This window comes from Alistipes shahii WAL 8301 (assembly GCF_025145845.1).
Lineage (GTDB): Bacteria > Bacteroidota > Bacteroidia > Bacteroidales > Rikenellaceae > Alistipes > Alistipes shahii.
In genome coordinates, this window is record NZ_CP102253.1 from 1,162,740 (window position 1) to 1,177,452 (window position 14,713).

The following is a 14,713-nucleotide window of genomic DNA, read 5'->3' on the forward strand; positions in this document are numbered from 1 at the left end:
TTTTAACTATGTGTGCGGGTATCTTGCTCATATGTCAATTTACCCCCCCCCCTCACGCTGGCGCAAAACGCTGGTTATGAGGTAAAAGGCGTAGTTGTCGACAAGTCCGGGATGCCGATCCTGGGCGCTACCGTCGTCGAAAAGGGCACGACCAACGGTGTCTCGACGGGCATCGACGGCGACTATGCCATCCGCGCCGCCGGCCCCGAGTCGGTCATCGAGGTCAGCTATGTCGGTTACAAGACCGTCAGCCTGGTGGCCAGTTCGTCGCTGCTGGCGCACCTCACGCTCGAAGAGGATGCCATGGGTATCGACGACGTGGTGGTGATCGGCTACGGTACGGTCAAGAAGAACGACATGACCGGTTCGGTCGTGGCGATCAAGGCCGAAGAGTTCAACCGCGGCGCCGTGGTCTCCACACAGGACATGCTCAAGGGTAAGGTTCCGGGCGTGCATATCATCCCCGGCGACGGAGGCCCCGGATCGAGCGCCACCATCCGCGTGCGCGGTGCGGCTTCGCTCAACGCCTCGAACGACCCGCTGATCGTGATCGACGGGGTGCCCATCGCAGTCGACGGCGGCAAGGGTATGGCCAACCCGCTGGAGACGATCAACCCCAACGACATCGAATCCTTCACCGTGCTCAAGGACGCTTCGGCGGCGGCCATCTACGGTTCGCGCGCCTCGAACGGCGTCATCCTCGTCACCACCAAGAAGGGGCGCGGCAACACGCCCCGCGTATCGTACAGCGGCAGCGTGAGCGTCCAGACCAACTCCGACGAGCTGCCCGTGATGTCGCCCGGCGAGTTCCGCACCTACATCGACCAGGTATACCCCGCAGGTACGACCACGGGCGACAAGGTGCAGTCGATGCTCGGCGACAAGAACACCAACTGGCAGGACTTGGTCTTCCGCACCGCCATTTCGCATGACCACAACGTCAGCCTGATCGGCAACATCAACGATAGGATGCCCTACCGCGCATCGGTGGGCTACACCAACCAGCAGGGTACGCTCGAAACATCGAAATACGAACGCGGGACGCTCGACCTGAGCCTCTCGCCCAACTTCTTCGACAAGCACCTCACGGTCAACCTCAACGCCAAGGGCGTCATCACGTCGCAGCGCTACGCCTCGGGCGGCGTGGTGGGTTCGGCGGCCTTCTTCAACCCCACGATCGACCCCTATTTCCGCAACGACGACGGTTCGATCGACTACACGACCACCAACGGATACTGGAACTACGGATCGGGCCGCGGCGAGGACTTCACGCCCAACACCCTGCTGGGCGCAGGCCCGCTCTCGCAGCTCTACGACCGCGACAATACGGCGCGTGCCAAGCGTTTCATCGGCAACGCCCAGATCGACTATAAGGTTCACGGCTTCGAGGCGCTGCGCTTCAACCTCAACCTCGGCCTCGACGTATCGAGCGCCAAGACCTACGACGGCGTGAACCCCGGCTCGTTCCAGGCATACACCGACACCGAGGCCCGCGGCTGGGGACAGTATTCGTGGACGACGAACTTCCGCCGCAACCAGCTGCTCGAATTCTACGCCAACTTCAATAAGGAGTGGGGCATCCACCACCTCGACGTGATGGCCGGTTATTCGTGGCAGCATTTCTACAGCTCCGACCACTCGGTATCCTATTTCAACGAGACGCACGAGCAGAAGGGCGAGGATTCGCGCTACCCGTTCAACCGCCAGGAGAATTATCTGCTCTCGTTCTACGGACGCCTGAACTATTCGATCGCCTCGAAATACCTCTTCTCCTTCACACTGCGTGACGACGCCTCATCGCGTTTCTCGAAGGATACCCGCTGGGGCCTCTTCCCTTCGGGCGCCTTTGCGTGGAACATCGCCGAGGAGAATTTCCTGAAGGATTCGCGTGCCGTCTCGGCCCTCAAGCTGCGCGTCAGCGTGGGGCAGACCGGGCAGCAGGAGATCGGCTCCAATTATCCCTACCTGGCGCGTTACTACATGTCGACCGACGTCTATAAGACCTATTACATGGGCAGCGCCGGGCACATGTTCTACCTCACGCCGGGCGCCTACGACCCCAACATCAAATGGGAGACCACGACGACCTACAACGTCGGCCTCGACTTCGGGTTCCTCGGCGGGCGCATCAACGGCAGCGTCGACTGGTACCTGCGTCAGACGGACGACCTCCTGAACAACGTCATCACCCCCATGGGCTCGAACTTCGGCAACACGGTGCTCACCAACATCGGCTCGATGGAGAACAAGGGCGTGGAGTTCAACCTGAATTTCATCCCCGTGCAGACCAAGGACTGGAACCTCACGGTCGGCTTCAACGGCACGTTCCAGCACACCGAGTTCACCAAGCTCAACAACACCGACGACCCCGACTACGCCATCCAGGTGAGCAGCATCACCAAGGGTACGGGCAACCTGCTCCAGCGCCACATGGTGGGTTATGCACCCTACACCTACTACTGCTTCCAGCAGGTTTACGACCAGGACGGCAAGCCGATCCAGAACGCATTGGTGGATCGCAACAAGAACGGCCAGATCGACCAGGGCGACCGTTACATGACCGACAAGAGCCCCAACCCCGACTTCTTCTACGGCATCAGCCTCAAGCTGAGCTACAAGAACTGGGACTTCGGCTTCAACGGCCACGGTTCGGCGGGCAACTGGGTCTTCAACGACTTCGCCTCGGCCAACTCGACGTCCAACATCGACATCAACGCCGGCAACCTGCCCAACTTCGCACGGCTGGTCAAGAAGACCGGCTTTACGAAGGCCAACAGCGGCGAGCAGTGGTATTCGGACATGTTCCTCGAAAACGCTTCGTTCTTCCGCATGGACGACATCAACCTCGGGTACACGTTCAACAAGATTGGCAACTGGAAGGGCTCGATGCGCGTCGCCTTCGGCGTGCAGAACGTATTCGTCATCACCGATTACAGCGGCGTAGACCCCGAAATACCGGGCGTCAACGGCATCGACGGCTCGATCTGGCCGCGCCCGCGCACCTATTCGCTGCGTCTGAATGTAAACTTCTAAAAACGAACGAACCATGAAAATCGACATAAAACATTTCGCCTTGGCGGCGGCAGGCGCAACGATGCTGCTCACTTCGTGCATCGGGGATCTCGACACCCTGCCCCTCAACCCGTCCGACTCGACCTCGGAGACCGTCTACGGGAAAGACGAGAACGGCTACCTGGCCGGGCTCACCAAACTCTATTTCAATTTCGTCTCGAACGACACCACCGACCTGCAGGTCAGCGACGGCGGCGCCTCGGAGCTCATCCGCGCATTCTGGACGATCCAGGAGGTTACGGCCGACGCCTGCAAATGCGCCTGGGAGAACGACGCCTGGGTTCGCGCCATGAATACCGACACGTGGTCCGACGCCGACAACGACGCGACCTACGCCGTCTACGTACGTACGTTGCAGGGCATCGCCTACGTGAACGAGTACCTGCGCCAGACCGCCTCGGACAAACTCTCCGACCGCGGCGTGAGCAGCGAACTGGCCGCCAGGATCCAGAGCTTCCGTGCCGAGGCCCGTTTCCTGCGCGCCTATTTCTACTGGATCGCCCTCGACGTGTTCGGCGACGTGCCGTTTACGACCGAGACCTCGCCCTTCGGCGGCGGTGTGAACCCCAAACAGGCCTCGCGCAAGGATGTCTTTGACTACTGCATCTCGGAGCTGACCGACCTGGCTTCGGACGAAAGCGCGATGCCTGCCGCACGCTCGAACTACCCGCGTGCCGACAAGGGTGCGGTCAACGGCCTGCTGGCCCGCATGTACCTCAATGCCGAGGTTTATGCCGGCACCCCGATGTGGACGGAGGCCAAATCCGCCTGCGAAGCGATCTTCGGCATGGGCTACTCGCTCTGCCCGGAGTATTCCGACCTCTTCCGCGGCGACAACGGCGAGAACGCCGACGCCCTGAAGGAGATCATCTTCGGCGTGGCATACGACGCCGAGCAGACGCAGTCCTACGGCGGCACGTCGTACCTGACGCTGGCAGCCATCGCCGCCACCGACGTGACGGCCGAACAGAAGATCAACGGCGTGAACAACGGCTGGGCCGGCATCCGCGTACCCTACGAATACGTACAGAAATATTTCAACGCCCGCAACGCGGACTACACCACGGGCGAATATACGGTCAACGACAAACGCGGCGGAATGTTCTACATCAAAGGCCGCCAGGAGTCGATGAACGATGCGCTCTATGTCTTCCTCAACGGGTGGACTTGCCTCAAGTTCAACAATATCCCCCACGACATGACCAACGACGAATTCCTTGCCACGGCTGCATCGAAGGCATACAGCGACATCGACTTCCCGATGATCCGCCTGGGCGAGATCTACCTGATCTACGCCGAGGCCTGCATGAACCTGGGACAGGCCAACACCGCGCTGCCGAAGCTCAAGGAGCTGACCGACCGCGCCGGGGTATCGGCCCCCTCGTCGGTCACGGCCGACTACCTGCTCGAGGAGCGTGCCCGCGAGCTGATGTGGGAGGGGCACCGCCGCACCGACCTGATCCGCTACGGCAAGTTCACCACCCCGTCGTTCCTCTGGACATACAAGGGCGGCACCTTCACCGGACAGGGGTTCGATGATTACATGAAAATCTTTGCCATCCCTTCGTCGGAGCTCGCTTCCAACCCCGAACTGCACCAGAATCCCGGCTACGGAAACGCAACCGATAAATAACCAACCCTAAAAATCGTACGACTATGAAAATTACACGATATGCGATGATGCTGGCGGCTGCGACGGGGCTCCTCTCCGCCTGCCAAAAGCTCGACGAGGTAAAGGCCTACGACCCCGACAAGGTCGTGGCGCCCGTGCTGCATGCGCTGCCCGGGGAGATCGTCATTACGCCCGACAACATGGGCTCGACGCAGACCTTCACCTGGGACGCCGCCGACTTCGGCGTCCGCACCCAGATCAACTACTCGATCGAAGCCTCGTACAACGACGGTGCGAAACTGGTGCTCTTCACGGGAATGAACGGCACCTCGTCGGAACAGACCTATGAAAGCCTCAACAACATCCTTGCGCTGTCCGTGGAAGACGGCGGCCTGGGGGTTCCCTCGGGCGAACCTACGGACGTGGATTTCTACATCAGCGCCACGATCGGCACCGACTTCGAAAAATTCTACTCCGCCCCCGCCACCGTCCGCATGACCGTGACGACGGCCGAGCGTACCTATCCCCAGGTCTGGGTAATCGGCGATTACTGCGGCTGGAATTTCGACAACGCACAGGGACTGTTCTGTTTCTCCGGCGACGAGGTCACCTACGAAGCTATCGTTGACTTGGGCGAAAAAGCCGCCAACGGCTTCAAACTGAGCGGCGAAGCCGGTTGGAACGATGCCTGCAACTGGGGCACCGACGGTGATGCTGCGGCTCCGGAAACGGAAGCCCCGTCGATCACGCTGATCTCCAGCGGCGGTTCCGGAAACATCATGGTCTATTCCAAGCGCTTCTACCGCTTCGTATTCGACCGTTCGACATTAACGTTAAGCAATAAGCTGTCGTTCAACTCGATGGGTATTATCGGCGATGCCACTCCGGGCGGCTGGGACACCGACACGGAGATGAATTTCGACACCCAAAAACAGCGTTTCTGGGTCGACGTCACACTGACCGCCGGGGAATTCAAATTCCGTGCGGACAACGACTGGGCGATAAACTTCGGCGGGGCGGACGGACGCCTTTCGCAGAACGGCGACAACATCAAGGCCACGGCGGGCAACTACCGCGTATACGCAACCCTGAACAACTCTGCGGAGATCACCTACGAACTCAATGCCGGCGACTACGGCACGGGCGGCGGCGAAGAACCCGACCCGGGGCCGGAAAAGGCCGACTGGTACATCCACGGCCAGACCGTCGCAACCCCCGACTGGGGCCCGACGGCCATGGAGAGCGCCAGCTCGAACATCGTGGCCTACAAGGCCGCAGGGGTCGAGGTAGCCGCCAACTCGGAATTCCTCTTCAAGAGCGGCGACGAGTCGCAGTGGATCGGGGCCGACGCCGCATTCGCCGGCAGCAGCCCCTACACCTGCACGATCGGCTCGGCCTTCAAGGTTTCCGCCGACAAGGTCAATGCCGTGATCGCCGAAGCCGGCACGTACGACTACTGGCTGCTGCCCGAGGCGGGACGCGCCTACGTGATGGCCGCAGGCGCCAAGCCCGAGCTGGTCGCCGACACATGGGGACTGGTCGGCAACATCACCGGATGGGGTGACCTGGGCGATTTCTCCATGAGCGAGGAGGGCGCCTACCTCGTTCGCAAAGGCGTAGTCCTGACCACCGCCAGCGAATTCAAGATCCGCTTCAACAACGCCTGGGACGACTCCAAGAACTACGGCACGGCGTCGGGCGGTGCGGTCGACATCAACAAGGCCGTCGACATCATCACCAGCGGCGGTTCGCAGAACATGAAAGTCCAGCTCGACGGCACCTACGACATCTATTTCGACCTCGCGAATTCGCAGATATACATCATGTCCGAGGGCAAGACCCCGGCAGAGGCCGAATAACGGCCACCCTTTCACGGGACGGCACACAGAGATTGCCGTCCCGTTTCTGGCCTGCCGCCCCTGACCGGACGGCAGGCCCCGAAACGAACTTTAACCGAGATTCCGCTATGAAAAAATTTCTTTTCCTGCTGCTGGCACTCGTACTTTCCGTATCCGTGTCGTGCAGCGACGACAAGACCGGCGATACCGGCGGCAGTATGCTCTCCGTGACCCCCACGGAGATAGAATTCGAAGCCGCAGGCGGCAGCCGGCTGCTCGACCTGCGCACCGATGCGGGCGCGTGGTCGCTGACGCAGAGCGACAATACCGCATGGTGCACACCGGCCCTCACATCGGGCAAAACCTCCACGTCGTTCGCGGTCACGGCGACCGCAAACGAGTCGTCGAAACGCTCCGCGACGCTTACCTTCACCGCCCCGGGCTGCGATCCGGTCGTCGTCACCGTGACACAGAGCGGCGATGCCTCCCAGGATTTCGAGGGCGAGCAGGTCGTCGCCCAGCCCGATGCGTGGGACAACCGCAAACGCGCCGACATAAGCTACCAGCTGCTGGTATACAGCTTTGCCGACGGCAACGGCGACAAGGTGGGCGACCTGCCGGGGCTGACCCGGCGGCTCGACTACATCGACGCACTCGGCGCCTCGGCCGTGTGGCTCTCACCGATCCATCCGGCGGCTTCGTACCACGGTTACGACGTGCTCGACTACGAGGCGGTCAACCCCGCCTTCGGGTCGGACGCCGACCTGAGGGCATTCATCGACGCGGCCCATGCCCGCGGCATCCGGGTCTACCTGGATTACGTGCTCAACCATACGGGCAAAGACCACCCGTGGTTCAAATCGGCCGCCGCGTCCGAAGGGAGCCCTTACCGTGACCGCTATATCTTCTCCGAAGACCCGCAGGCCGACATCGCGGCCGGGCGGATCGACCAGATCGCCACGGAAGGCGCCGCAGGCTACGATGCCGGACAATGGTTCTCGACCGACACGGGGGCGGGTGCCGCCGGGCGCTTCAAGTTCGTGCTCGACTGGACAAATGCCGACAGCCCGACGGTGACCGTTACCGAAACGGCCGATGCCGCGGATGCGGACAATACGCAGGGCGGCGCGGACGACAAATACCTCTATTTCGGCAACGGCACGAGCAAACGCTTCTACGCCAGGGGCGGCAACAGTTACGAACTGACGCTCGACTTCGATTCCGACTGGGGATTCCTCGTCCGCACCTCGACCACGTCGTGGGCCGCAGGCACCAAATACGGCGCCCCCGACAACCGGACGATCATCCGGTTCGGGGAGCCCTTCACCCTGATGTCGAACCGCTCGGCCGATCCGGCCAACGTGCAGTTCTCGCTGCCGACGATGTACCATTCGCACTTCTGGACGGCGGCATTCGCCGACCTCAACTACGGCAAGGCCGCCGAGGCCGAGCAGTCCGGGGCGTTCAAGGCCGTCACCGAAGCGGCCGACAAGTGGGTACGCATGGGCGTGGACGGGTTCCGCCTCGATGCCGTGAAGCACATCTACCACAACGCCTACAACGACGAGAACCCCACGTTCCTCAAGAAATTCTACGACCGCATGAACGAGAGCTACAAGGCCGCCGGCGGAGAGGGCGATTTCTACATGGTGGGCGAGATGCTCGACGAAGCGGACAAGGCGGCACCCTATTACCGGGGGCTGCCGGCGCTGTTCGAATTCACGTTCTGGTACAAGCTCAAATGGGCGCTGCAAAACGGCATCGGATGCTATTTCGTCAAGGACATCCTCGACGTGCAGCCCCTCTACGCACAGTACCGCAGCGATTATATCGAAGCCACGAAACTTTCGAACCACGACGAGGATCGCACGGGCTCCGACCTGGGACAGTCCGCCGAAAAGATGAAGGTGGCGGCCGCCGTGCTGCTCACGGCGCAGGGCGCACCCTACATTTACCAGGGCGAAGAGCTCGGGTACTGGGGCACCAAATCCAACGGCGACGAATATGTCCGCACCCCGATCCTGTGGGACAAGGCGGGCAACGAACTGGCTTCGGGAAGCCTCTCGGGCAAGATCGACATGCAGATGCTGACCCCGGCGATCTCGGTCGAGGCACAGGCCGACGACGACGGTTCGCTGCTCAACCTCTACCGCACGTTCGCCCGGCTGCGCAACACCTACCCCGTGCTGGCGCAGGGCAAGATGGTCAAACACCCGGTCTACAACGACGGCAACACCTCGCAGCAATCCATCGCGGCCTGGTACCGCGAGCTGGACGGCGAACGGATGCTCGTCGTGCACAACTTCGGCCGGGAGGAGCAGATACTGACCCTTACCGACCAACCGGACAAGGCCGTAGGCGTCTCAGGTGAAGTGAAACTTCAGCGCGGCGACGCTTCGTCGAAACTGCTCATGGGCGCCTGGTCGTCGGTGGTATTCACGCTCTAAACGACACGCCATGAAACGCTTGCCCGCATTACTTCTCGCAATGGTACTGGTTGCCTGCGGCACACGGCCGCAGCAACCGGCCGCCCACCCCGACTGGAGTTACAACTCGGTCGTCTACGAAATGAACGTGCGCCAGTACACCCCCGAAGGGACGCTGGCGGCGGCCGCACGCCACCTGCCCCGGCTCAGAGAACTGGGCGTGGACATCGTCTGGCTGATGCCCGTCTACCCCATCGGCGTCAAGGAGCGCAAGGGAACCCTCGGCTCGTACTACGCCATCTCCGACTACGAAGCCGTCAACCCCGAATTCGGCACGCTGGAGGATTTCGACCGGTTCCTGGCCGAAGCCCACAGACTCGGGCTGCGCGTGATCCTGGACTGGGTGGCCAACCACACCTCGCCCGATGCCCGCTGGATCGAGGAGCGCCCGGCCGACTGGTATGTACGTGACTCGCAGGGCAACACCATCGTGCAGTACGACTGGACGGACATCGCCAAGCTCGACTACGGCAACGCGGACATGCGTGCCGCAATGGCGGCCGCCATGCGTTTCTGGCTCGACCGCGGCATCGACGGATTCCGCTGCGACATGGCGTGCGAGGTACCCATCGACTTCTGGCAGCAGACGCTGCCCGCACTGCGGAAAGAGTACCCCGGCATCTACCTGCTCGCCGAGGGCGAAGCCCCCGCATTGCACGACGGGGCGTTCGACGCCTCGTATGCGTGGGAGCTGCACCACCTGCTGAACGACATCGCACAGGGACGGAAAAGCGCCGCAGACCTGCGTGCCTACGTCGCCAGGGATGCCGCTGCCATGCCGCGCGAGGCGTTCCGCCTGATGTTCACCTCGAACCACGACGAAAACTCGTGGGCCGGGACGGAATTCGAGCGCATGGGCGACGCGGCACGCGTGATGGCGTTGCTGACCTTCACGCTGCCCAACGGGCAGCCGCTCGTCTATACCGGACAGGAGATGGGGTTCGACCACCGCTTCGAGTTCTTCGAGAAAGACCCCGTCCCCGCGTGGGAACGCAACGGATTTACGGATTTCTACGCCGCCCTGATCCGGCTGCGCCACGAGAACCCGGCGCTCGCAGCCGGGGAACGCGGCGGGCAGGCCGCATACCCGCTCGGCGAACGAACACCCGACGGCCTGATGCTGTTTTCCCGTACGGCCGGCGGCAACGAGGTGACAGTCGCTGCGAACCTCAGTGCGGAGGAGGTCGCATTCGACCTGCCGTTCGAGGGCTCGCGCCGCGAGTTCTTCACCGGGAAGGAATACACGGGCGGCACCCGCACCGTGCTTCCCGCATGGCAATGGCTGGTCTTCGCACAAGACAGGAGATAAAAGTTGCGGACATGCGCCGGGGATGCGCGGAAACAGCGCCGGGAACCCGCCGGGAACCCGATAGAACCCGACGGGAATAGACAATAAACCATCCGAGAAGCACAGGGATGCGCACGAGAAGCACAGGGATGCCCCGGGCGAAACGGGAATCGCTGGAAACCGATTTTTTGCTAACTTTACAAACGACGATATTTTGAACCGATTTTTCATGACACTCGCAGCAGCCGGACTGCTCTCCTGCACAGGGACAGGACAGTCCGCATTCGACCCCGCCTCGGTGGCAGACGCCTCGGGCGAGGTTACCCGCGTCGAACCCCTCTCGTGGTGGACGGGGATGCAGACCCCGCTCCAGTTGCTCGTCAACGGGGCCGGCATCGCGGCATACGACGTCCGCATCGAAGGCGGACAGGGCGTCGGGGTGAAGGCCCGCCACAAAGCCGACAGTCCCAATTACCTATTCGTGGACGTGGAGGTGAAACCCGACGCGGAGCCGGGCACCTACTACCTCGTATTCTCGCAGGGGGAACGACAGTTCAAGGTTCCCTATGAGATCGCGGCACGCGCCGAAGGCTCGGTCGCACGCAAGAGTTTCACCACGGCCGACATGATCTACCTCCTGATGCCCGACCGCTTCGCCAACGGCGATGCGTCGAACGACTCGACGCCCCACACGCGGGAGCGCGCCGACCGCAGCGCCTTCTTCGGCCGCCACGGGGGCGACCTGCAGGGGATGATCGACCACCTGGATTACATCGCAGGGCTGGGCGCCACGGCCGTATGGCCCACGCCGCTGCTGCTGGACGACGAACCCGAAGGTTCGTACCACGGCTACGCCTGCGGCGACTACTACCGCATAGACCCCCGGTTCGGCTCGAACGAACTGTATAGGGAGTTCGTCGGCAAAGCCCACGAGCACGGGCTGAAGGTGATTATGGACATCGTCACCAACCACTGCGGCACGGGCCACTGGTGGATGAAAGACCTGCCTTTCAGGGACTGGATACACCAGTTCCCCGAATACACCGGGACGAACGTCTGCTTCTCGACGAACATGGATCCCAACGCTTCGCGCTACGACCTCGACCTGCAGGAGAGCGGCTGGTTCGTGCCGTCGATGCCCGACATGAACCTCGACAATCCCTATGTGCTGCAATATTTCAAGCAATGGGCCGTGTGGTGGATCGAGTATGCCGGCCTGGACGGGTTCCGCGTCGACACCTACCCCTACAACGAGAAGGTGCCGATGAGCGAGTGGTGCGCGGCCGTACGCAGGGAATACCCCGATTTCAACATCGTGGGCGAATGCTGGACGTCGTCGATCCCGCAACTGGCATACTGGCAGGGCGGCAATCCCAACAAGGACGGCTTCGACTCGCACCTGCCGTCGATCATGGATTTCCCGCTGCAGGAGGCCATCTGCCGGGCGCTGCCCACCGACTCGCTCCGCTGGGGCGAGGGCATGACGCGCGTCTACGACTGCCTGTCGCACGATTTCGTCTACCATGACCTGTCGAAAATGATGATCTTCGTCGCCAACCACGACACCGACCGCATCGGCGACATCGTACGCAGAAACCCCGACCGGCTGAAACTCTCGATGGCGATGCTGGCCACGATGCGCGGCATCCCGCAGATATTCTCGGGCGACGAGATGATGTTCACCTCGAAAGACCTCTCGCAGGGACACGGCGGGCTGCGCGTGGATTTCCCCGGCGGCTGGGAGGGCGACGCGGTGAACCTGTTCGACCCGGCGCAGCGCGATGCCGTACAGGCGGGGCTCTTCGACTACACGCAGCGGCTCTTCCAATGGCGCAAGTCGAAGCCCGTGATCCACAACGGCCGCACGATGCACTTCCTCTCGCGCGACAACACCTACGCCTATTTCCGTTATGACGACACCGACGCGGTATTCGTCTTCATCAACAACTCGCGGGGCAAGAAACAGGTGCCGTGGTCGCACTATGCCGAGATCGCCTCGGGGCTGAGCGACGGGCGCAACGTCCTGACGGGCAAAGCCACGGAGGTGGACGATACCACCACGGTCGGCCCGCGGCAGGCGCTGATCGTAGAATTCAAACGTAAATAACAAGACCGAACCATGAAGAAAATATTTTTATATATCTCCGCGCTGCTGGCCGGTGCAGCCTGCACGGCACAGGAGACGCTCCTCTCGCCCGACGGCCGCCTCCGCCTGGAGTTCAGCCTGGCGGATGGAGGCCGCCCCACCTATACGCTCGATTACAAGGAGCGCCCCGTGATCCTGCCCAGCGGCATGGGGCTCGAACTGCGCGGCGAAGCCCCAAAGTTGGAATTCGGGGCTGAAATCCGCAAGGGCGAACCAGGGCGCCCGGTATCGCTCTACGACGGGTTCACCCTCGGGCAGGTGGCCCGCAGCGAGTCCGACCAGACATGGCGTCCCGTATGGGGCGAGCAGGCCGAGATCCGCGACCGCTATAACGAAATGGCCGTCACGCTGCGGCAGGCCGCGACAGGCCGCGACATGACGATCCGCTTCCGGCTCTACGACGACGGGCTCGGATTCCGCTACGAATTCCCCGAACAGGAGTCGCTGACCTATTTCGTCATCGGCGAGGAGAAAACACAGTTCGCCATGGCGGGCGACCACACGGCGTTCTGGATCCCGGGCGACTACGACACGCAGGAGTACGACTACACGGAGTCGAAACTCTCTCAGATACGGGAGCTGATGCCCGGCGCCATCACGCCCAACTCGTCGCAGACGCCCTTCTCGCCCACGGGCGTACAGACGGCCCTGCAGATGAAGAGCGACGACGGGCTCTACATCAACATCCACGAAGCGGCGCTGGTCGACTATGCGTGCATGCACCTCGACCTGGACGACCGGAATTTCATCTTCACCTCGCACCTTACGCCCGACGCACAGGGGTGGAAAGGCTACATGCAGGCGCCCTGCCATACCCCGTGGCGCACGGTGACGGTCTCGGACGACGCCCGCGACATCCTCGCCTCGAAGCTGATCCTGAACCTCAACGAGCCGTGCGCCTATGACGACACCTCGTGGATCAAGCCCGTGAAATACATGGGCGTATGGTGGGAAATGATCACCGGCAAGAGCGACTGGGCCTATACGCGCGACGTGCCGTCGGTACAGCTCGGCGTGACGGATTACGCCCGATGCAGGCCCAGCGGCCGCCACGGCGCCGAGAACGAGAACGTGAAGCGGTACATCGACTTCGCGGCGGCACACGGGTTCGACCAGCTGCTCGTCGAAGGCTGGAACGTCGGCTGGGAGGACTGGTTCGGGCACACGAAGGATTACGTCTTCGATTTCGTGACCCCCTACCCCGATTTCGACATCGCCGCACTGAACGAATATGCGCACGGGAAAGGCATCCGGCTGATGATGCACCATGAAACGTCGGCTTCGGTGCGCAACTACGAACGCCACATGGAAGCGGCCTACCGCCTGATGGACAAATACGGGTACAACTCGGTCAAGAGCGGGTACGTGGGCGACATCCTGCCCCGCGGCGAGCACCATTACGGGCAGTGGATGAACAACCACTACCTCTATGCCGTCCGCCGGGCCGCCGACCACAAGATCATGGTCAACGCCCACGAGGCGGTGCGCCCGACGGGCCTCTGCCGCACCTACCCCAACCTGATCGGCAACGAGTCGGCACGCGGCACGGAGTACCAGGCGTTCGGCGGCTCGAAGCCCCACCATGTGACGATCCTGCCCTTCACGCGCCTGCAGGGCGGCCCGATGGACTACACGCCCGGCATCTTCGTGATGGACGTCGCGGAGGTCAACCCCGGCAACCACTCGCACGTCAACGCGACGCTCGCCAACCAGCTGGCGTTGTACGTGACGATGTACTCGCCGCTGCAGATGGCGGCAGACCTGCCCGAGCACTATGAGAAATACATGGATGCGTTCCGTTTCATCGAGGACGTCGCACTGGACTGGGAAGAGAGCCGCTACCTGCTGGCCGAACCGGGCGACTACATCGTCGTGGCGCGCAAGGCCAAAGACACGGGCGAGTGGTTCGTGGGCGGCGTGACGGACGAGAACCGACGTACGGTGACGCTCCCGTTCGACTACCTCGATCCCGGTAAGGAGTACGTGGCGACGCTCTACGCCGATGCCCCCGATGCCGATTACCAGACCAATCCGCAGGCATATGTCATCCGCACCGGGAAGGTCAGACAACGCACGGAACTCGACGTGGAGATGGCGCGCGGCGGAGGCTTTGCAATCTCCATACGCGAGGCAACCGACGCAGACCGCAAACTCTGCAAGCTGAAATAACGGGCGATGCCTGCGGACGGCAATCATGCCGGGGCCCACACAGCCCCCTCAAAAAATCCTTTGCCCCTCGTTCTTTTCAAGAACAGGGGCTTTTTTATGCGT

General features: G+C 62.2%; 7 protein-coding genes. All 7 read left to right on the forward strand.

What is annotated here, in order from left to right:
* The first annotated feature begins 111 nt into the window (after positions 1–111).
* Positions 112–3,033 (forward strand): SusC/RagA family TonB-linked outer membrane protein, encoded by a 2,922-nt coding sequence (locus NQ492_RS05005; protein ID WP_015545744.1) that lies wholly within the window; start codon positions 112–114, stop codon positions 3,031–3,033.
* A gap of 13 nt (positions 3,034–3,046) precedes the next feature.
* The gene (locus NQ492_RS05010; RefSeq protein WP_014775645.1) at positions 3,047–4,705 is read left to right on the forward strand and encodes a RagB/SusD family nutrient uptake outer membrane protein; all 1,659 of its coding nucleotides are present in this window, start codon (positions 3,047–3,049) and stop codon (positions 4,703–4,705) included.
* 23 nt (positions 4,706–4,728) lie between these two features.
* Positions 4,729–6,543: a SusE domain-containing protein gene (locus NQ492_RS05015; protein WP_009596999.1), complete on the forward strand. Its 1,815-nt coding sequence runs from the start codon at positions 4,729–4,731 to the stop codon at positions 6,541–6,543.
* Positions 6,544–6,650: 107 nt separating this feature from the next.
* The gene (locus tag NQ492_RS05020; RefSeq protein WP_015545743.1) at positions 6,651–8,969 is read left to right on the forward strand and encodes an alpha-amylase family glycosyl hydrolase; all 2,319 of its coding nucleotides are present in this window, start codon (positions 6,651–6,653) and stop codon (positions 8,967–8,969) included.
* 40 nt (positions 8,970–9,009) lie between these two features.
* Positions 9,010–10,317 carry an alpha-amylase family glycosyl hydrolase gene (locus tag NQ492_RS05025; protein WP_015545742.1) on the forward strand — a complete coding sequence of 436 codons (1,308 nt, stop codon included), beginning with the start codon at positions 9,010–9,012 and terminating at the stop codon, positions 10,315–10,317.
* Positions 10,318–10,525: 208 nt separating this feature from the next.
* Complete coding sequence (locus tag NQ492_RS05030; protein WP_014775642.1) at positions 10,526–12,403, forward strand: glycoside hydrolase family 13 protein; 1,878 nt, start codon at positions 10,526–10,528, stop codon at positions 12,401–12,403.
* Between the two features lie 12 nt (positions 12,404–12,415).
* Entirely contained in the window at positions 12,416–14,611 is a 2,196-nt protein-coding gene (locus tag NQ492_RS05035) for a glycoside hydrolase family 97 protein (protein ID WP_009597069.1), read from the forward strand.
* The last annotated feature ends 102 nt before the right edge of the window (positions 14,612–14,713 follow it).

What these genes read in the sequence shown, in the direction of transcription:
- NQ492_RS05005 (WP_015545744.1), top strand. Translation starts at nt 112, where the DNA reads ATGCCGATCCTGGGCGCTACCGTCGTCGAAAAGGGCACGACCAACGGT.
- NQ492_RS05010 (WP_014775645.1), top strand. Translation starts at nt 3,047, where the DNA reads ATGAAAATCGACATAAAACATTTCGCCTTGGCGGCGGCAGGCGCAACG.
- NQ492_RS05015 (WP_009596999.1), top strand. Translation starts at nt 4,729, where the DNA reads ATGAAAATTACACGATATGCGATGATGCTGGCGGCTGCGACGGGGCTC.
- NQ492_RS05020 (WP_015545743.1), top strand. Translation starts at nt 6,651, where the DNA reads ATGAAAAAATTTCTTTTCCTGCTGCTGGCACTCGTACTTTCCGTATCC.
- NQ492_RS05025 (WP_015545742.1), top strand. Translation starts at nt 9,010, where the DNA reads ATGGTACTGGTTGCCTGCGGCACACGGCCGCAGCAACCGGCCGCCCAC.
- NQ492_RS05030 (WP_014775642.1), top strand. Translation starts at nt 10,526, where the DNA reads ATGACACTCGCAGCAGCCGGACTGCTCTCCTGCACAGGGACAGGACAG.
- NQ492_RS05035 (WP_009597069.1), top strand. Translation starts at nt 12,416, where the DNA reads ATGAAGAAAATATTTTTATATATCTCCGCGCTGCTGGCCGGTGCAGCC.